The sequence below is a fragment of the Gammaproteobacteria bacterium genome (assembly GCA_028817255.1).
Classification (GTDB): Bacteria; Pseudomonadota; Gammaproteobacteria; order Porifericomitales; family Porifericomitaceae; genus Porifericomes; species Porifericomes azotivorans.
The window spans coordinates 1-18,427 of record JAPPQA010000198.1 but is presented as its reverse complement, the minus strand read 5'-3'; the positions used below and the strand labels follow the sequence as shown (position 1 = coordinate 18,427).

Genomic DNA, 18,427 nt, shown 5'->3' with positions numbered 1-18,427 from the left:
TCGGGCTTGCGCCCTCGTCTTGCCGACTCCCCCTCAAGGGGGGAGTGGTGCGTAAGAGCCGCTTTTCTTCCCTTCGGTTGCGTAACGGCTTGTGATGACCGGGCACATGTTGACATCATGGGATAGTCCCGTTAATTTTCCATCTCCTTGCGGACTCCTCGAACATCGGCAATGCGCGCGTCGTGCGGATTGTCTCCCGTATAGCCGAGGTGGCGGAATCGGTAGACGCGCTAGCTTCAGGTGCTAGTGGGGGCGACCCCGTGGAGGTTCAAGTCCTCTCCTCGGCACTATTTGCCGACCACCGATCATACATGCGTTGGCATCGGGAGTGCTAATGAACGAGCGCCGGGAGGGCGGGCAGGCCCATGGACGTTATCCTTGCGAGCGGTCCGCCGGCAATTGGCAAAATAGGGGGAAATATGGCAATCGCGCATAATCTGGGGTTTCCGAGGATCGGGGCCGATCGGGAATTAAAGCGTCTGACGGAGTCCTACTGGCAGGGCGCATGCGACCGCCGACAATTGCTGCAAGGGGGTCAGGAGCTGCGCCGGCGGCACTGGCAGTTGCAACGCGAGGCCGGCTTGTCTCTGATTACCGCCGGCGACTTCGCCTGGTACGACCAGGTGCTCAATCACAGTTTCATGCTGGGGGCGGTGCCGGAGCGGTTTCGTGCCGGTGCGGCGGAGAATATAGATACGTACTTTCGCATGGCTCGCGGTCGCGCGCCCACCGGCGAAGATGCGCGCGCCTGCGAGATGACCAAGTGGTTCGACACCAATTACCACTACATTGTCCCCGAATTCGAGCCGGGACAGGGGTTCCGTCTGTCCCACCTGGGGTTGTTCGCCGAGGTGGAGGCGGCCCGCGATACCTGCGGCGAGGCCGGCGAGGTCAAAGCCGCGCTGATCGGCCCGCTTACCTACCTTTGGCTGGGGAAGGGGCCGGACTCGGGATTCGACCGGCTGTCCCTGCTGCCGGCTCTGTTGCCGGTATATGCCAGTATCTTGGAGCGGCTCGCCGCCACTGGCATTGGCACGGTGCAGGTGGACGAACCCATCCTGATTCTGGACCTGCCGGAGCCTTGGCGGCGCGCTTTTCGCACGGCCTACGAGGCGCTCTCCGGCTGTGGGACGAAGTTGTTGCTCGCCACCTATTTTGGCGGCTTGGAGGATAACCTGGCCCTGGCCCTGGACCTCCCGGTGCACGGTTTGCACCTGGACCGGGTGCGGGGCCGAGACCCCCTGCCGGAAGTGCTGGCGGGCCTGGGTTCGGAACGGACGCTTTCCCTGGGCGTGGTGGACGGCCGCAATATCTGGCGTTGCGATCTGCGGGCCGTCCTGCGCGAACTGGACGATCTGCACCGGCAGTTGGGGGATCGCCTGTGGCTTGCGCCCAGTTGTTCGCTGATGCACGTGCCGGTGGACCTGGAACGGGAGACCGGGATGGAGCCGGAATTGAAGAGTTGGCTCGCCTTTGCGGTGCAGAAGGTGCGCGAGGTCGCATCGCTGACGCGGTGCCTGAACGGCGATGGGGACGCCGCCGATATGCGCCGGGCCCTGGAGGAGAGCGCCGCGGCCCTCGCGGCCCGCAGGGATTCGGGGCGCACTCGCCGCCCGGAAGTCCGGGAGCGCGCGGCGGCTGTCCATGACGGCATGGCCCAGCGCCAGTCTCCTTTTTCCGTACGCTCGCGGTTGCAGCGCGAGCGTCTGCGGTTGCCGCCGTTCCCCACCACTACCATCGGTTCCTTCCCGCAGACGGCGGAGATACGCGTGGCGCGCCGCCGCCACCGGGACGGGGAGATCGGCGAGGCGGAATACCAGGACCGGATGCGCGGGGAGATCTCCCGCAACATGGCGCTACAGGAAGAATTGGGCCTGGATGTGCTGGTGCATGGCGAGCCCGAGCGCAACGACATGGTGGAGTACTTCGGAGAGGCGCTGGCCGGCTTCGCCTTTTCCGCGCACGGTTGGGTTCAGAGCTACGGTTCGCGTTGCGTCAAGCCGCCGATCGTCTATGGAGACGTTTACCGTCCCAAGCCGATAACGGTGGCTTGGATCCGCCATGCCCAGGGCTGCACCGACAAGCCGGTGAAAGGGATGTTGACCGGCCCCGCCACGATCCTTCGTTGGTCCTTTGCCCGCGACGACCTGGAATGCAGCGAGATCTGCCGGCAGATTGCCCTGGCCCTGCGCGATGAGGTGCAGGATCTGGAACGAGCGGGGGTCGGCATCATCCAGATTGACGAGCCCGCGTTCCGCGAGGGGCTGCCGCTGCGGCGCGCCCAGTGGCAAGGCTACCTGGATTGGGCGGTGCAGTGCTTTCGTCTGGCCTCCAGCGGCGTCCAGGACAGTACGCAGATCCACACGCACATGTGCTACAGCGAGTTCAACGACATCATCGAGTCGATCGCGCGCCTGGATGCCGACGTGATCACTATAGAGACAGCGCGCTCCGACATGGAATTGCTGGAGGTGTTCCGCGATTTCGATTACCCCAACGAGATCGGCCCCGGGATCTACGATATCCATTCTCCGCGGGTGCCCGCCCGGGAAGAGTTCCTGGCGCTGTTGCAGGAGGCCGTCCGGCGGATCCCGCCGCAACGGCTATGGGTGAATCCCGACTGCGGCCTGAAAACCCGCGCCTGGCCGGAGACCCGCGCCGCGCTGGCGAACATGGTGCAGGCGGCCGTTCGTCTGCGGGGCCTCAGTCAGGATCGAAAGGATGGCGAAGCAGGATCGTCTCCTCCCGATCCGGCCCCGTAGAAACGATGTCTATGGGGATGCCGACGCTGTCCTCAATGTGCCGCAGGTAGGCCTGCGCCCCGTCGGGTAGCGCAGCCCACTCCGTAATCCCCAGCGTAGAATCCGGCCAGCCCGGCAGTTCGCGGTAAACCGGCTGGCATTCTTCGATATTGTCGGCGGTAAAGGGTAGTGCGGCATGCGTCTCGCCGCCGTAGCGGTAATCCGTGCAGACCCGGATTGTCTCCAGGCCGTCCAGCACGTCCAGCTTGGTGATGCACAGGCTGGAAAGGCCGTTGATTCGGCAGGAGCGCCGCAATGATGCGAGGTCGAACCACCCGCAGCGGCGGCGGCGTCCGGTCGTGGCGCCGAACTCGCTGCCGCGGCGGGCCAGCCGCTCGCCTTGTTTGCCGAACAGCTCGGTGGGGAACGGGCCGGAGCCGACGCGCGTGGTATATGCCTTGGTGATCCCCAGTACGTGGTCGAAGCTTTGCAGGCCGACGCCGCTGCCGGTCGCCGCGCCGCCGGCGGTGGTGTTGGAAGAAGTGACGAAGGGATAGGTGCCGTGATCGATATCCAGCAGGGTCCCTTGTGCGCCCTCGAACAGGAGGTCGGCGCCCGCGTCCTGCAGGCGGTGCAGTTCGGCGGCGACATCGGCGACCATGGGCTGCAGTTGGCCGCTCTGTTCCAGCAGTTGTTCCAGGATGGCCTCCCGGTTCAGCGGCGGCTCGCCGTAATAGCCCTGCAGGGCGAAGTTATGGTAGTCCAGGACAGCCTCCAGCTTGGCGGCCAAGCCGCCGCCGGGGTCGAAGAGGTCGGCCACGCGCAGGGCGCGCCGCGCCGCCTTGTCTTCGTATGCCGGACCGATGCCGCGTCCGGTGGTGCCGATGGCCGAGTTGCCGCGTTTGCGTTCGCGGGCCCGGTCCAGAGCCATGTGGTAAGGCAGGATCAGGGTGCAGCCGGCGCTGATCCGCAGCCGGGACCGGGCTTCGACGCCATGCTCCTCCAGAGAGGCGATCTCTTCCAGCAGGGCCTGGGGACTCAGCACCACGCCGTTGCCGATCAGACAGAGCGCTTGCTCGCGCAGGATGCCGGAGGGGATCAGGTGCAGCACGGTGCGGCGGCCGCCGATCACCACGGTATGGCCGGCATTGTGCCCTCCCTGGAAGCGGACCACGGCGTCCGCCCGGTCCGTCAACAGGTCCACGACCTTGCCTTTGCCCTCGTCTCCCCACTGGGTGCCGACGACAATGACGCTTTTCCCTGCCATATCGTTGTTACCGTCCCTGCCGCTTGCCAGGCGCCAGCGTCTTGCTCAGGAGTTGTTGAGGTGTTTGTGCAACACCTTGGAGTTGCGACCGCGATTGTACTCCTGGCGACGGGAGGGCGGTAGCCGCTCGGGCGCCACTTCGGCGAAACCGCGCTCCAGGAACCAGTGCGCGGTCCGGGTGGTGAGCGCGAACAGATCTCTGGCATTCGCCTGCCGCGCCCGGCGTTCCAGCGCCCGGTACAAGGTTTCGCCCCGGCCCTGACCCCGGTATTCGGGGCGCACCGCAAGGCATTCGATCTCGGCGGCGGCCTCTGCGCCATCATAGAGCCGCAGGGCGGCGCAGCCGATTACCACCCTGTCGCGCATCAGGACGATGAAGTCGTCCAGCCGCGATTCGAGGCGCCCGCGGGGCCGCGGCAACAGTGCGCCTTCCTGCGCCAGCGGCAGCACGAGTTCCAGTATGCCCCCCAGGTCTTCGCGTCCGGCCTGGCGTATTTCGTCGAACCGTTCGGCGCTGATCATCGCCCCGATGCCGTCCCGGCTGAACAGTTCGGCCAGTAGCGCGCCTTCCCGATCCTGGTCGAGCACATGCGCCCGTTGCACGCCGGCCTCGCAGGCCCGAATGCCCAGTCCAAGCCAGCGGGCCGCGGGTGCGGGCATATCGGCCCGGGCCAGCATGCGGCGGCCTTCCTCGACGGAGAGTTCCCGCCATGGACGTCCCTCGGCGTCGGCAAGGCCGCCGGACACCAGGAAGATCAGCTTCCGCGCGCGCAGGGCGCCGGCGACTTGCAGGGCCGCTTCGGCGGCGCTGACATTGAATACCTCGCCGGTAGCCGAATACCCCAGCGGCGGGATCGTCACCACGGCGTCGCCCTGCAACTGCATTCGAATCGCGTCCGCATCCACACGGCGTACCTTGCCCGTGTAGTGGCAATCTACGCCTCCCAGCACCCCCATCGGCAGGGCGTGCAGGAAGTTCCCCGAGCCGGTGCGGATGGGAGTGCCGGCCATCGGCGTGTTCGGCACCCCCATGGACAGCAGCGATTCCAATTCCATGCGCATGGCCAGCGCCGCCTGCTTGGCGCATTCCAGGGCCTGCTCGTCGGTTACGCGCAGCCCTTCGCAATAGCGCGGCTGCAGACCGCGCGCTTGCAGCAATTCGTCAATCCGGGGGCGCGTGCCGTAGAGTAGCGCCAGGCCGATCCCCAGGCTATGCAGCAACGCGAGGTCCTGGGCCACGGATGCCACGGTCTTCGAGCCGGAGGGGACGCCGTCCAGGTACACGACGAAGCAGCTCCCGCGGTGGCCGCGGATATAGGGCGCGGCGGCGCGAAACCAGCGCACGAATTCCGCCGGCCCGGCATCTCTCCCGGCATCTCTCCCGGCGCTCGCGGTGTTTACTGCAGGCACAGACGTTGCACCATGCCCCTGACGATCCGAACCATAGCGGGGATTCGGTCGGCGCACAGGTATTCGTCGGCGCTGTGGGCCTGGGCAATGTCGCCGGGTCCCAGGATCACGCTGCTCGTCCCCATGGCGTTCAGGAAGCTGCCCTCGGTGGCGAAGGACACCGAGCGGCAGGGGTGGCCGCTGAGTTCCTCCGCCAGGCGAATGATCGGCTCCGTGGGCGGGGTGCGCATGGCCGGCAGCCCCTCGAACAGCGGTTGTTGCTTCAGGCACAGGCCGCTGCCTTGTATGGCGCGGCGCCCCCGTTGCGCCAGCTCCCGGCGCAGACCGTCGGGGGACATGCCGGGCAGCAGGCGTATGTCTATGCTCAGTTCGCAGGCGCCGCAGACCCGGTTGGCGTTGTCGCCGCCATGGATGCTGCCCAGGTTCAAGGTGGGCACGGGCTGGTGGAAATCTTCGTCCCGGTAGCTCTCCTGCAGCTCGCGCCGCCATTGCAACAGGGCCGTGATCAGCGTGTGCATGCCCTCCAGGGCGCTGCAGCCGAGTTCTGGCCGGCTGGCATGGGCGCTGCGCCCGACCAGGCGCAACCGCTCCATCAGTACGCCTTTGTGCGCGTAGGCCGGGACCAGCGATGTCGGTTCTCCGATCAGGGCGTAGCGACCCAGGCGCCGGCCGCTGCTTTGCAGCGCCCGGATGCCGCCCATGCAACTTTCCTCGTCGGCGGTGGCGAGGACGTACAGGGGGCATTGCAGGCGCCCCAGGTCCAGCTCCTCCAGGGCCTCGAAGACGATGGGAAAGAATGTTTTCATGTCGCAGACGCCCAAACCGTAGAGTTTCCCGTTGCGCTCGGTTAGGCGGAAGGGATCCTGGCTCCAGGCCGCCTCGTCGCAGGGCACGGTGTCCAGGTGGCCGGACAGCACCAGGCCTCCTTCGCCCTCGCCGCGCCGGGCAAGTACATTGCATTTGTCCGGGTGGTAGGGCAGCGGCATCGTCTCGACCGCAAACCCGGCTTCCTCGAGGCGTTGCGCCAGCAGCTCGGCGACGGCGCGGTTGCCTTGGTCGAAACGGGGATCGGCACTGCTGATCGAGGGCAGGCGTATCATCTCCGCCAGCAATTCGCGATAGGCGGGCCTGAGGGCCGCGGCAGTCAATTTATTGCTCCCATTCTGTTATTCTAAAGGAATCCGCCATTGCCACGTACAGGGAGGACCGCCGTGGGCCGCCGCCTGAATCGTTACAGTTCCCGCATCACGCTGCCGCGCTCGCAAGGCGCCTCGCAGGCCATGTTGTATGGGGTCGGTCTCAGCGACTCCGATCTGCGGAAGCCGCAGGTGGGCATCGCCAGCGTATGGTACGAGGGCAATACTTGCAATATGCACCTGTTGCGCCTGGCGGAGAAGGTCAAGCAAGGGGTGGAGAAGGCCGGGATGGTGGGGCTGCGCTTCAATACCGTTGGCGTCAGCGACGGCATTTCCATGGGCACCGAGGGCATGAGCTTCTCGCTGCAGTCGCGCGACCTGATCGCGGATTCCGTGGAGACGGTCATGCAGGCCCAATGGTACGACGCGAACGTCTCGTTGCCGGGCTGCGACAAGAACATGCCGGGCGTGCTCATGGCCATGGCCCGGGTGGATCGCCCGGCGCTGATGGTTTACGGCGGCACCATCCGGGCAGGGCGTTACCGCGGCGACAAGGTGGACGTGATTTCCGCCTTCCAGAGTTACGGGGAGTTTCTCGCCGGCCGGATTGACGATGACGCCCGGCGCGGCATCCTGCGCAATGCCTGTCCGGGGCCGGGCGCCTGCGGCGGCATGTACACCGCCAATACCATGGCGGCGGCCATCGAAGCCCTGGGCATGAGCTTGCCCTACAGTTCTTCGACGCCGGCGACCGATCCGGACAAGGAGGAGGAATGTCTGCGGGCGGGCGCGGCGCTCTACCGCTTGCTGGAGCTTGATCGGAAGCCGCGAGATATCCTGAGCCGGGAATCTTTCGAGAATGCCATGGTCCTGGTTACCGTGCTGGGGGGCTCGACCAATGCGGTACTGCATCTCATCGCGATGGCGCGCGCCGCCGGCATACCGCTGTCTCTGGACGATTTCCAGGCCGTCAGCGACCGCGTCCCCTGCCTCTGCGACCTCAAGCCCAGCGGCGTTTACGTCATGGAGGATTTGCACCGGGCGGGGGGTACGCCGGCCGTATTGAAGTTGTTGTTGGGCAACGGTTTGCTGCACGGCGACTGTCTCACGGTTACGGGCCGCACCCTGCGCGAGGACCTCGAGGCGGCGCCGGCTCTGGAGGCGGGCCAGGAGATCGTCCGGCCTATGGAGAGGCCGATCAAGCCCACAGGGCATATCCAGATCTTGAGGGGCAATCTGGCCCCTGGCGGCGCGGTCGCCAAGATCACCGGCAAGGAGGGGGACTGTTTTCGCGGGCCGGCCCGGGTTTTCGACTCGGAAGAAGAGATGCTGGCCGCCCTGGAGCAGGGGCGCATCGCGAAGGGGGATGTGGTGGCGATTCGCTACGAGGGGCCCAAAGGGGGGCCGGGGATGCCGGAGATGCTCACCCCAACCGCCGCGCTCATGGGCGCCGGACTCGGTGCGGAAGTCGCCTTGATTACGGACGGGCGCTTCTCTGGAGGTTCGCACGGTTTTATCGTTGGCCATATCGTGCCGGAGGCCCAGGAGGGGGGGCCCATCGCCTTGCTCCAGGACGGCGACCCGGTCTCTATCAGCGCGCGGGACAATCTCCTGCAAGTCGGGTTGGACGAAGCGGAACTCGGGCGCCGCCGCGCGGCCTGGCGCCGGCCGCCTTATAAAGCGACGCGGGGGACGCTTTACAAATACATTAAGAACGTCAAGTCGGCCGCCGAGGGCTGCGTCACCGACGAGTGAGGCCGCCGCGGGACGCGGGCGCGGCGGCGTCGGTCAGGCGTTGCAGGGCGGCGCGGATGATCGCCTCGCTGCTCATGCCATCCGCGGCCACCTCGCTGGCGCAACGTTTGGCCTCCCGGTTGCCGTAGCCCAGCGCCACCAGCGCGCTGACGGCGTCGGCCAGAGGGCGGCCGCGCTCCCCCTCCCGGGGCGGCGCCTCCGGTTGCCAGTCCTGCAACCGGTCGCGCAGTTCCACGATCAGGCGCTCCGCGGTCTTGCGCCCCACGCCGGGCAGCACGGTCAGCCCCGCCAGGTCTGAACCGCGGACGCAGGCGAGGAATTCTTCGGTGTCCATCCGGGACAGGATCGCCAGGGCCAGCCGCGTCCCCACCCCGTTGACGCGCAACAAGTGTCGGAACATCCGCCGTTGGTCTTCGCGGGCGAAACCGAATAGGCGCAGGCTGTCCTCGCGCACGGCCAGGTGGGTATGCAACACGGTTTCGTTCCCCGGCGGCGGCAGGGCATAGAAGGTGGTCATCGGCGCCTCCAGTTCGTAGGCCAGTCCCCCGCACTCCAGCAGCAGATGGGGCGGGCGCTTCTCGATCAGGATTCCGCGCAGCCTGCCGATCATCGCGCACGCGCCCTGCCGCGGCCCCCCAGGAGCCGCGACCGCCTGAGGTGGGCATGGCAGATCGCCGCTGCCAGGGCGTCCGAGGCATCGCTGCCTACGGGCGCGCGCAGCTTCAGCAGCATCCGCACCATGTATTGCACTTGTTGTTTGTCGGCCCGGCCCGAACCGACCGTACTCAACTTCACTTCGCTGGCGGTATATTCGCTGACCGGCAGGCCGGCGCAGGCGCAAGCCGTTACCGCGGCGCCCCGGGCCTGGCCGAGTTTGAGGGCAGTCTTCATGTTGCGGTGGACAAAGACCTCTTCAATAGCCGCCGCATCGGGGCGGTGGCGTTCGATGACCTCCGAAAGCGCCGAGTAGATTCGCGCCAGGCGCACTGCCAAGTCCTGCCCCTGGGGGCAGACTTCGCCGCTGGCCAGGAATGCCAACTCCCGCCCCTGGACTGCCAGCACCCCGTAGCCGGTGGTACGCAGGCCCGGATCGATGCCCAGTACGATCTCCCGCTGCGCCGCTTCCTCCGCACTGGCTGGAGTTCCGTGCCTCAGGCCACATCCTCATTCGCGTGCGCCCCGGAGACGGACGCGTTGCAATGCACTTGTTGCACGTCTTCCAGTTCTTCCAGCATGTCCAGCAGGCGCCGCACGGCGGCAGCCCGTTCCCCCTCCAGCGTGACGGTCTCCCGGGCGCGCAGTTCGACCCTGCTGTATTGTGGCCGGTGGCCGGCGGCCTCCAGGACGCCAGCCGCCTCGAAGAGGGAGTCGGGAGATGTCCAGACTTCAATGAGGCCGTCGGCGGCGGCCTTCACTTCCTCCGCGCCCGCCTCGGCCGCCGCCTCGAACAGCGCCTCCTCGTCGGTGCCCGGCGGATAGCGCAGGATGCCCAGGCGGCGGAAGAGGTGGCTTACCGAACCTTCGGTGCCCAGGGTGCCGCCGCATTTCTTGAAGGCGTAGCGGATCTCGGATACCGCGCGGTTGCGGTTGTTCGTCAGGCAGTCCACGATCACCGCCGCCCCGCCGGGACCGTAGCCTTCGTAGCGATCTTCCTCCAGGGCTTTTTCCGCCCCGTTGCCGCTCCGGTTCAGGGCCCGTTCGATGGAGTCCTTGGGCAGATTGTTGGAGTTGGCCGCGTCAATTGCCGCCCGCAGGCGGGGGTTGCCTTCCGGGTTGGGGCCGCCCTGGCGGGCGGCTACGGAGATCTCCCGAATCAGTCGCGAAAACAGGCGGCTGCGGCGGGCGTCCTGGCGCCCCTTGCGGTGCTGGATGTTGGCCCATTTGCTATGCCCGGCCACGACCGCGCCTCGCGGGTCCGCGTTCCTCGGCCGCCTCCTGCGACACCCATGCGAGGGGGCGCCCGTTCCTCCCCGCGACAAGACGCCCGGTTGCGCCTTGGCCCACGCCCCGCTCAGTCGGACGACAGCTCGGCAAGCACCTTCTGTTGGATTTGGCGCAAGCCTTGCGGCAGGCGGGGCTCGAAGTCCTGAAAGTATTCGCCGATCGCTTCCATCTCCTTGCGCCATTCGGCGGAGTCTATGGACAGCAGCGCTTGCAGCTCGTCTTTCCCCAGCTCCAGCCCCTGGGTATTGATCGATTGCGGCGTGGGCAGGTAGCCGATGGGCGTTTCCAGGGCCTCCGCCCGCCCCTCGCAACGCTCGATGATCCACTCCAGTACGCGCAGGTTTTCGCTAAAGCCCGGCCAGATAAAGCGCCCCTGCGCGTCTTTGCGGAACCAATTCACGTGGAAGAGACGCGGCTGGCGCGCCAGACGTTCGCCGAAGCCGAGCCAGTGTGTCCAGTAATCTCCGTAGTGGTAGCCGCAAAACGGTTTCATGGCCATCGGGTCGCGGCGCACCACGCCCACGGCCCCGCTCTGGGCGGCAGTGGTTTCGGATGCCACCGATGCGCCTACCATGACCCCGTGCGCCCAGTCCTTGGCCTCGTACACCAGCGGCGCCAAGGTGGCGCGGCGCCCCCCGAAGATGATCGCCGAGATCGGCACGCCCGTCGGATCTTCCGCCTTGGGCGAGTAAGTGGGGCAACGGCGCATGGAGACGGTAAAGCGCGAATTGGGGTGGGCGGCCGGGCCGTCTTTGCCTTCCTGGTACGGTTCGCCCCGCCAGTTGACCGTGGGCTGGCCGTCTTTCTTGCCTTCCCACCACGGCTGGTTGTCTGCCGTGACCGCGACGTTGGCGAATAGGGCGTGCCGGTCCAGCATGGCGTAGGCGTTGTAGTTGGTTTTTTCGTTGGTGCCGGGCACTACGCCGAAAAAGCCGGCCTCGGGATTGATGGCCCACAGGCGCCCGTCTTCCCCCGGTTGCAGCCAGCAGATGTCGTCCCCGATGGTGGAGATCTTGTAGCCCTCGTGCGAGGCGGGGGCGCGCAACATGGCCAGGTTCGTCTTGCCGCAGGCGGAGGGAAAGGCGGCGGCGACGTAATGCGTCTCGCCGCGCGGATTCTCGATCCCCAGGATCAGCATGTGCTCGGCCAGCCAGCCCTCCTGGCGCGCCTGGTAGCTGGCGATGCGCAAGGCATGGCATTTCTTGCTGAGCAGGGCGTTGCCTCCGTAGCCGGAGCCGATGCTGCGAATGAGCAGGTCCTGCGGGAAATGCATGATGTAGCGGCGTTCCGGGCTCAGGTCGCCGATGGAATGCTGCCCTTTGACGAAGCGATCGCCGCGCTCGATGCGCGCCAAGGCCTCTCGGCCCATGCGGGTCATCAGCTTCAGGTTGGCCACCACGTAGGGGCTGTCCGTGATCTCCACGCCGCAACGGGCCAGCGGGGAGGCGATGGGCCCCATGCAGTAGGGGACCACGTACATGGTGCGCCCCTTCATGCAACCCGCGAATAAATCGTTCATCAGGGTATGGGCCTCGCCCGGGTCTTTCCAATTGTTATTGGGGCCGGCGTCCTCCTTGTCCGGGGTGCAGACGAAGGTCAGGTGTTCCGTACGGGCGACATCGGTGGGGTCGGAGCGATGCAGGTAGCATTCCGGGTGCGTCTTCGGGTTCAATTGGATCAACGTGCCGTTTTGCAGCATTGAATTGACCATAGACTGGTATTCCTCGTCGCTGCCGTCGCACCAATGGATGCGCTCCGGTTGACACTGGCGGGCGATTTCCTCTACCCACGCCTTCAATTCCTGGTTGCTTGTGCTCATAACCGTATTATCCTCGCGTTGTATTTCGGATCGGTGTCCCGGGCCCGCCCGCCAGCCTACGCAATGTCCGTAAGTCCGGCCATGAAACGCGACGGTGCCCGTAGCCTCAAGATTATCTCATTCTTCGCGGATTTTGTCCAAGGCAGTCAATAGTTCGGGCAGGCGGAACAGGGGGGCGCGGCAGCTCGGACCCACGCACAGGTAGGCGGCGACCCCCCCGGCGCTCTCCGGAACGGCCTTCCCGGCGATGGGCGCCGGCAGCGGGCCGGCCTCGGGCGGGATGCAAAACACCGGCCCCGGGGTATGGCCGCGACAGGCGCGTTGCCAGCGGCGCAGTTCTTCTTCCGGGCCGCGCAGTACCGTCAGCGGCGCGGGGCGCAGCTGCTCGTTCAGCGCCAGCAGCAGGGTTCCGTACGCCTGCGGCGCCTCGCGTAGCCGCGGCCAGCAAGCGGTCAGGGTGCGTTCGGCCGCTTGCAGGTAACGCGGTTCGCCCAGGAGGGAGCCCAGGCGGAGCAGGACGCGGGCGGCGACGCCGTTGGCCGCCGGTATCGCCTCGTCCTCGTAGGGCTTGGGCCGCTGTACCAGCTGTTCGTGGTCGTGGGAGGTGAAGAAAAAGCCGCCGCGCTCGCGGTCCTCGAATCGCTCCAGCATGGCGTCGGCCAGGGACGCCGCCAGTTCCAGCGTCGCCGTGCGCCAGCGGCATTCCAGCAGGGCCAGGATGCCTTCGATAAGCAGCGCGTAGTCTTCCAGGTATCCGTTCAGGCGTGCCGGACCCTCCTCGCCGGACTCCCGGTGCAACGTGCCGTCGCGCCAGTGGCGCTGCCGAATGTAGCGCAACATGCGCTCTGCCGCCTCCTGCCAGGGCGGCTGTTCGAATATGCGCGCGCTGGTTGCCATGCCCTTGATCGCCATGCCGTTCCAGGCCGTCAGGACCTTGCGGTCCAGGGCATGGCTGGGACGCCCGCGACGGTGGGCGTACAGCTTCGCGCGGCAGGTCGCGAGCGCGCGCTCGATTGCCTTTATCTTGTCCTCCGTCGGCGGTTCCCGGCCCGCTGCCGCCAATTCCCGCGGTTCCCGGTGTACGGACAGGTGCCATGCCCCCTCGAAGTTCGGCGGCCGGTCCAGGCCGTAGCAAGCCGCAAATCGTTCGTATTCCGCGGCCGACAGCAGCCCTTGCGCCTCCTCGCGCCGCCATAGGTAGAAGGCGCCCTCGCCCCGTTCCGGATCGTCCGCGTCCAGGGAGGAATAGCAGCCGCCCGCCGGGTCTTGCATGTCGCGCATGAGCCACTCCGCGGTGGCCCGGACGACTTCCCGGAAACCGTTTTCGCGCCGGCATTCCCATGCCTCGCTGTAAAGGGACAGCAGTTGCGCGTTGTCGTAGAGCATTTTCTCGAAGTGCGGGATCTGCCAGGCCGCATCTACGGCGTAGCGGAAGAAGCCGCCCCCCAGGTGGTCGTAGATGCCTCCCCGGGCCATCTGCCGCAGCGTGTGCAGCGCCCCCTCCAGCGCCAAGCCATGCGGCCCTTTGTTTTCTCCGGCAGGCGCCAGCCACCTGCCGTGCAGCAGGAATGCAAGCTGGGGCTGCATCGGGAACTTGGGCGCGCCTCCGAAACCGCCGTGGCGGGGGTCGCTGGCCGCCGCCAGCGCCTCGGCGGCAGCCCGCAAGGGGGCCGGGTCCAGCTGCCCCGGCGCCGCGGGCGGCGCGTCGGCGAAAAAACGTCCGAGGTGCGTATTCAGGGAGTGGGCCTGCGTCTGCACCTGCGGCCGTTGCTCGCGGTAACATTGCAGCACCCGCAGCAGCACGTCCTTGAACCCTGGCAGGTGCATGCCCGGTTCCCGCGGGAAATAAGTCCCGCCGAAGAATGCCTGCCGCTCTTGCGGGAGCAGGAACATGGTCAGGGGCCAGCCTCCGGGGCGGCCGGTCAGCAGCAGGTGGGCGCTCTGGTAGATTCGATCCAGGTCCGGGCGCTCCTCGCGGTCCACCTTGATGTTGACGAAGTGCTCATTCATGATCCGGGCCGTTTCCTCGTCATCGAAGGACTCGTGAGCCATCACATGACACCAGTGGCAGGCGGAGTAGCCGACCGAGAGAATAATGGGGCGATCTTCGCGGCGCGCCTGTTCCAGCGCTGCATCGTCCCAGGGTTGCCAGGCAACCGGTTGCCGCGCATGTTGGCGCAGGTAGAGGCTGATCTCCTGCGCCAGCCGGTTGCCGCTCACTGCCGCAACGCCCCCAACGCCCCCCGCAATGCCTTTGCGGGCGGGGGCAGTCTCGTGCCGGCGTAGCGCCGCGTGTTGCAATATCCAGACATCGATCCCGTCGCCTTCCAGGTGGGGGAATTGGCGGTCCGCTGGTACGGCCTGTCTTACTTGGCAGGCATTCTGGCCGGCCGCTGGCTGCTCGGTCGCCATACCCGGCGGCTCTCGCTGCAGTCCGACTGGACCGCGGCGGAACTCTCCGACCTGATGTACCTGTATGTCCCCATCGGCATCCTGTGCGGCGGCCGCCTGGGTTCGGCTATTGTATATTATCCCGACGCCTATCTCGACGATCCGCTGGCCATCCTGCGCATTTGGGAGGGCGGCATGTCCTTTCACGGGGGACTGCTGGGCGCGGTGCTGGCGGCGGGTTGGTTTTGCCGCCGCCGCGGGAAGGGCTTTTTCGCGGTCTGCGACCTGCTGGCGCCGGCGGCGCCCGTGGGGCTCGGGTTGGGGCGGCTGGCGAACTTCGCCAACGGCGAATTGTGGGGCACTCCGTCCGGGCTGCCCTGGGCCATGGTCTTTCCGCACGTGGACGCGGTGGCGCGTCACCCGTCGCAACTCTACGAGGCGGTTCTGGAGGGCCTCGTGTTGTTCGTTTTGTTATGGCGGTACGCGGGCCGGCCGCGGCCGCCGATGGCAGTCTCCGGGCTGTTCCTGCTCGGCTACGGATGTTGCCGCTTCCTGGTGGAGTTCGCGCGGGCGCCGGATGCGCACCTCGGCTATCTGGCCTGGGGCTGGTTGACGATGGGGCAGGCGCTGAGCGCGCCGATGGCGGTCGCCGGCGCCGCCTTGCTGCTGGCGGCATATCGTCCGCGGGCGCCCTCCGGGGCGGGGGCGGCATGAACGCCTACCTGGATCTGTTGCGGCGGGTGCGTCAGGGCGTACGCTGCCCGGATCGCACGGGCACCGGCTCCTTGCGGCTGTTCGGTTGGCAGCTGCGCTTCGACCTGAACGAGGGCTTTCCCCTGCTCACTACCAAGAAGCTGCATTTCCGCTCCATCGCCCATGAATTGTTGTGGTTTCTGCAAGGCGGCACCAATACCGATTATCTGCACCGAAACGGGGTTCGCATCTGGGACGAATGGGCCGACGAGCGAGGCGAGCTCGGGCCGATCTACGGCGCCCAGTGGCGCGCCTGGCGTTGCGCCGACGGCCGCACCGTGGACCAGTTGACACAGACGGTAGAGCGCATCCGCAACGATCCCAGCTCGCGGCGGCTGTTGATCAGCGCCTGGAATGTGGGCGAACTGGAAGCCATGGCCCTGCCGCCGTGCCATTTGCTATTCCAGTTCGCCGTGCTTGACGGCCGGCTGTCCTGCCAGATGTATCAGCGCAGCGCCGACGTCTTTCTGGGGCTGCCTTTCAACATTGCCTCCTACGCCCTGCTCACGGCCATGACCGCGCAAGCGACGGGACTGGCGCCCGGCGAACTGGTATGCAGCCTGGGAGACGTGCACCTCTACCTCAACCATCTGCAACAGGCCGACCAACAACTGCAGCGCAAACCCTACCCGTTGCCGCGGCTGCGGCTGAACCCCGAGGTGCGCGATCTGTTGGCCTTTCGCTACGAGGACATCGAGTTGCACGGCTACCGGGCGCATCCGCACCTGCCGGCGCCGGTAGCGGTCTGAAGGTGGCGGCGCGCTCCGGGGCCGGCGGCGCCCCAGCCGGCGGCGGGGAGACGGGGCCTGCCGGCGGTCGGGGAGGGCGCCCGGGCCGGCGGCGGGCGGAACGGGTCGCGCTCATCGTCGCCCGGGACCGCGCTGGCGTGATCGGCGCAAACGGGCGCCTGCCCTGGCACCTGCCTGCCGACCTGCGCCGCTTCCGCGCGCTTACCATGGGCAAACCCCTGCTGATGGGGCGCCGCACCTACGAATCCATCGGTCGCCCTCTGCCCGGCAGGCGCAGCATTGTGCTGAGCCGCGACCCGCGCTTTTGCGCGCCCGGTTGCGAGGTCGCGCATTCTCTGGACGAGGCCCTGGAGCGGGCGGCGGCGGCCGGTGTGGAAATCATGATCGGCGGCGGCGCCGAACTGTACCGCCAGGCGCTGCCATTGGCCGGGCGGGTCTATCTCACGCAGGTGCAGGCCCATTGCCGCGGCGGCTTGCGTTTTCCGCCCCTGCCGCCAGCGGAGTGGCGCGAGGTGGAACGGCGGGAGCGCCCCCCCGATGCGCGCAACTCCTACCCCCTCAGCTTTATCGTGCTGGAACGCTGCCGCCCGGGGACAGGGCCGCGCGAGTCTGCGACGGCACCTGGAAGCGGCGCCGGTCCTCCAGGCGCAGGGCCGTGAGGCTGCCGCCCCAGACGCAGCCGTCGTCCAGCGGATAGACGCCCCACTCCCTGTAATCGCGGCCATTCAGGCCCAGAGTGGACCAGTGACCGAAAACGATTCGCAGCCCCCGGCTGCGCCGTTGCGGCGCCTGGAACCAGGGCAGCAAAGCCGGCGGCTGGGTGCCCGGGGTTCCCGTCTCGTTCAGCGCCAGACAGCCGTCGGCGTCGCAGTAGCGCATCCTCGTCAAGCAGTTGAGGATAAAACGCGCCCGTTCCCAACCGGCCAGCCGGTGCGTCCAGCGCCGCGGCCGGTCGCCCTGCATATGGCGCAGCAGCGAGGCGCGTTCCGCGCCGCGCAGCAATCCCTCCGCTTCGTCGGCGCATTCGCGGGCGAGGTCCAGGTCCCACTGCGGCGGCAGGCCGGCGTGCAGCAGCGTGTAGCCCGCCTCCGCGTCATGGTGCAGCAATGGCCGTTGCGCCAGCCAATCCAGCAGTCGGTCACGGTCCGGCGCCGCCAGTACCGGCGCCAGCGTGTCGTCGGCCGGGGCGCGGGGTTGCCGCACTCCGGCGGCACAGGCCAGCAGGTGCAAGTCATGGTTGCCCAGCACCGTCGTCGCGACATCTCCCAGGGAGCGTACCCAGCGCAAGGTGGACAGGGAATCGGGGCCGCGGTTGACCAGGTCGCCTACGAACCAGAGCCGGTCCCGGCGCGGGTCGAAATTGACGAGGTCCAGCAGCGCGAGCAGCTCCCGGTGGCAGCCCTGTACGTCGCCGATCGCGTAGGTGGCCATCGTTTTCAGGGGCAGCCGGCACGCGCCTTCGCGGCGCCGCGTAGCCGCCCGCGTACCCGAGTTACGCGGGCGGCGGACGGCGGGCAGACCCTGTATCCGTGTTGCGGGCAATATGGCACTTGTTTCGGCAGACGTTCATTTGCGGGCGCGCCCATTGCCAAGCCCCTTTGCCAAGCCCCTGGCGCGGCGCGCTCCGGGTCAGTACGGCCATTTTGCTATAATCGAATGCCGATGTCTCGTATCCGCCCGAATTCGTGGGGGCATATTCCCCAATATCACCGTGGTGACGCTGGCGCACCCGAACAGATTCTTTTCCGGCGGCACGCCGACCCTCGACCACGACGGCCACGGCCTGTCCTCCGCCTTCATCCGCTGGCAAAGCATCCGGGTCACCGAAGGCCAGGGCGTGAAACGAGGCGCAGTCATCGCCGAAGTCGGCGCCACTGGCCGCGCCATCGGCGCCCATTTGGACTGGCGCATGAATTTGCTCGGCAGGCGGTTGGACCCGGCGCTGGTGGCGGGGGAGATGCCGAGGCAAGGCGGTATCGGCGGCGTGTCGTTGCCGCGGTAATAGTTGCCATAGCAGTGGTTGTTTTTACTATGGAGCGGGCTTTGCTCTATATGTAAGCCTGCGTTTGCTATGGCAGCGCACATTGGCGGCAATGTTGCTCGTTTGTGGAGAAAAGCATTATGCCGAACAAAATGAACGGTCAATCCCTCAGCATCGCGAATTGCCTTTATCGAGCCATCATGAAATGCATGTTGGAGACTGCGTACCGTTTTTCTTTTGTCCCCGGCCGGTCATGCGTTTTGTAATTCACAAAAAAAACGATCCAGACTTGCTTTACCGAGGGGGACAAGATCTTATTGTGGATACTCTGATTAAAGCGGCAGCACACAATTCTGCTATTCCTGCGCAGGCAGGAATCCAGCATAGAAAGCGCGCGCTTCGCGCTCCTTTGCAGGAATATCCGATTCAGGAAGGGGCGAGCCGTCAGGCTCTGCAATGTGCGCGTTCCGCGCTCTATTTG

General features: G+C 66.8%; 15 protein-coding genes, 1 tRNA gene and 1 pseudogene. 8 read left to right on the top strand and 9 right to left on the bottom strand.

Annotated elements, in window-relative coordinates; all coding sequences use genetic code 11:
* Nucleotides 1-203: 203 nt before the first annotated feature.
* Both OXU43_08025 and metE read left to right on the top strand, forming a co-directional pair.
* Nucleotides 204-287: transfer RNA gene (locus OXU43_08025), tRNA-Leu, on the top strand.
* 132 nt (nt 288-419) lie between these two features.
* A complete protein-coding gene (gene metE / locus OXU43_08020) occupies nt 420-2,762 on the top strand; it encodes a 5-methyltetrahydropteroyltriglutamate--homocysteine S-methyltransferase (GenBank protein MDD9825100.1) in 2,343 nt (780 codons plus the stop codon).
* Here the strand turns inward: metE and OXU43_08015 are convergent.
* The 3 genes from OXU43_08015 to argE are packed head-to-tail and all read right to left on the bottom strand — an operon-like array spanning nt 2,704 to nt 6,566.
* A complete protein-coding gene (locus OXU43_08015; protein MDD9825099.1) occupies nt 2,704-4,008 on the bottom strand; it encodes an adenylosuccinate synthase in 1,305 nt (434 codons plus the stop codon). The two genes, metE and OXU43_08015, sit on opposite strands and share 59 nt — an antisense overlap.
* Before the next feature lie 45 nt (nt 4,009-4,053).
* A complete protein-coding gene (gene argA / locus OXU43_08010; protein MDD9825098.1) occupies nt 4,054-5,418 on the bottom strand; it encodes an amino-acid N-acetyltransferase in 1,365 nt (454 codons plus the stop codon).
* Entirely contained in the window at nt 5,406-6,566 is a 1,161-nt protein-coding gene (gene argE, locus OXU43_08005) for an acetylornithine deacetylase (GenBank protein MDD9825097.1), read from the bottom strand. The genes argA and argE overlap by 13 nt, the downstream gene beginning before the upstream one ends.
* A gap of 63 nt (nt 6,567-6,629) precedes the next feature.
* Between argE and ilvD the strand changes: the two genes are divergently transcribed.
* Nucleotides 6,630-8,309, top strand: coding sequence for a dihydroxy-acid dehydratase (gene ilvD, locus OXU43_08000; GenBank protein ID MDD9825096.1), 1,680 nt, complete (start codon nt 6,630-6,632; stop codon nt 8,307-8,309).
* Here the strand turns inward: ilvD and ruvA are convergent.
* The 5 genes from ruvA to OXU43_07975 all read right to left on the bottom strand — a co-directional run bounded on the left by ruvA (nt 8,296) and on the right by OXU43_07975 (nt 14,292).
* Nucleotides 8,296-8,919, bottom strand: a complete 624-nt coding sequence (gene ruvA, locus OXU43_07995; protein MDD9825095.1) for a Holliday junction branch migration protein RuvA — start codon at nt 8,917-8,919, stop codon at nt 8,296-8,298. The genes ilvD and ruvA overlap by 14 nt on opposite strands.
* Nucleotides 8,916-9,416: a crossover junction endodeoxyribonuclease RuvC gene (gene ruvC / locus OXU43_07990; GenBank protein ID MDD9825094.1), complete on the bottom strand. Its 501-nt coding sequence runs from the start codon at nt 9,414-9,416 to the stop codon at nt 8,916-8,918. The genes ruvA and ruvC overlap by 4 nt, the downstream gene beginning before the upstream one ends.
* Before the next feature lie 44 nt (nt 9,417-9,460).
* Nucleotides 9,461-10,207, bottom strand: coding sequence for a YebC/PmpR family DNA-binding transcriptional regulator (locus OXU43_07985; GenBank protein MDD9825093.1), 747 nt, complete (start codon nt 10,205-10,207; stop codon nt 9,461-9,463).
* Between the two features lie 113 nt (nt 10,208-10,320).
* On the bottom strand, nt 10,321-12,096 hold the full coding sequence (locus OXU43_07980; protein ID MDD9825092.1) for a phosphoenolpyruvate carboxykinase (GTP): 1,776 nt from the start codon (nt 12,094-12,096) through the stop codon (nt 10,321-10,323).
* Between the two features lie 93 nt (nt 12,097-12,189).
* Nucleotides 12,190-14,292 carry a thioredoxin domain-containing protein gene (locus OXU43_07975; protein ID MDD9825091.1) on the bottom strand — a complete coding sequence of 701 codons (2,103 nt, stop codon included), beginning with the start codon at nt 14,290-14,292 and terminating at the stop codon, nt 12,190-12,192.
* Between the two features lie 72 nt (nt 14,293-14,364).
* Between OXU43_07975 and lgt the strand changes: the two genes are divergently transcribed.
* From lgt to OXU43_07960, 3 genes are all read left to right on the top strand, one after another.
* Nucleotides 14,365-15,177, top strand: a complete 813-nt coding sequence (gene lgt, locus OXU43_07970) for a prolipoprotein diacylglyceryl transferase (protein ID MDD9825090.1) — start codon at nt 14,365-14,367, stop codon at nt 15,175-15,177.
* Nucleotides 15,174-15,965: a thymidylate synthase gene (locus OXU43_07965; protein MDD9825089.1), complete on the top strand. Its 792-nt coding sequence runs from the start codon at nt 15,174-15,176 to the stop codon at nt 15,963-15,965. The genes lgt and OXU43_07965 overlap by 4 nt, the downstream gene beginning before the upstream one ends.
* A gap of 113 nt (nt 15,966-16,078) precedes the next feature.
* Nucleotides 16,079-16,624 carry a dihydrofolate reductase gene (locus OXU43_07960; GenBank protein MDD9825088.1) on the top strand — a complete coding sequence of 182 codons (546 nt, stop codon included), beginning with the start codon at nt 16,079-16,081 and terminating at the stop codon, nt 16,622-16,624.
* Here the strand turns inward: OXU43_07960 and OXU43_07955 are convergent.
* Nucleotides 16,530-17,396, bottom strand: coding sequence for a symmetrical bis(5'-nucleosyl)-tetraphosphatase (locus OXU43_07955; protein MDD9825087.1), 867 nt, complete (start codon nt 17,394-17,396; stop codon nt 16,530-16,532). The genes OXU43_07960 and OXU43_07955 overlap by 95 nt on opposite strands.
* A 280-nt stretch (nt 17,397-17,676) precedes the next feature.
* Here OXU43_07955 and OXU43_07950 point away from each other — a divergent pair.
* Both OXU43_07950 and OXU43_07945 read left to right on the top strand, forming a co-directional pair.
* Nucleotides 17,677-17,967: pseudogene (locus OXU43_07950) on the top strand (M23 family metallopeptidase).
* Between the two features lie 91 nt (nt 17,968-18,058).
* Nucleotides 18,059-18,427 (top strand): DarT ssDNA thymidine ADP-ribosyltransferase family protein (locus tag OXU43_07945; protein ID MDD9825086.1); only part of this gene is annotated, 369 nt, incomplete at its 3' end.

What these genes read in the sequence shown, in the direction of transcription:
- ruvA (MDD9825095.1), bottom strand. Translation starts at nt 8,919, where the DNA reads ATGATCGGCAGGCTGCGCGGAATCCTGATCGAGAAGCGCCCGCCCCAT.
- metE (MDD9825100.1), top strand. Translation starts at nt 420, where the DNA reads ATGGCAATCGCGCATAATCTGGGGTTTCCGAGGATCGGGGCCGATCGG.
- OXU43_07965 (MDD9825089.1), top strand. Translation starts at nt 15,174, where the DNA reads ATGAACGCCTACCTGGATCTGTTGCGGCGGGTGCGTCAGGGCGTACGC.
- OXU43_07955 (MDD9825087.1), bottom strand. Translation starts at nt 17,396, where the DNA reads ATGGCCACCTACGCGATCGGCGACGTACAGGGCTGCCACCGGGAGCTG.
- OXU43_08015 (MDD9825099.1), bottom strand. Translation starts at nt 4,008, where the DNA reads ATGGCAGGGAAAAGCGTCATTGTCGTCGGCACCCAGTGGGGAGACGAG.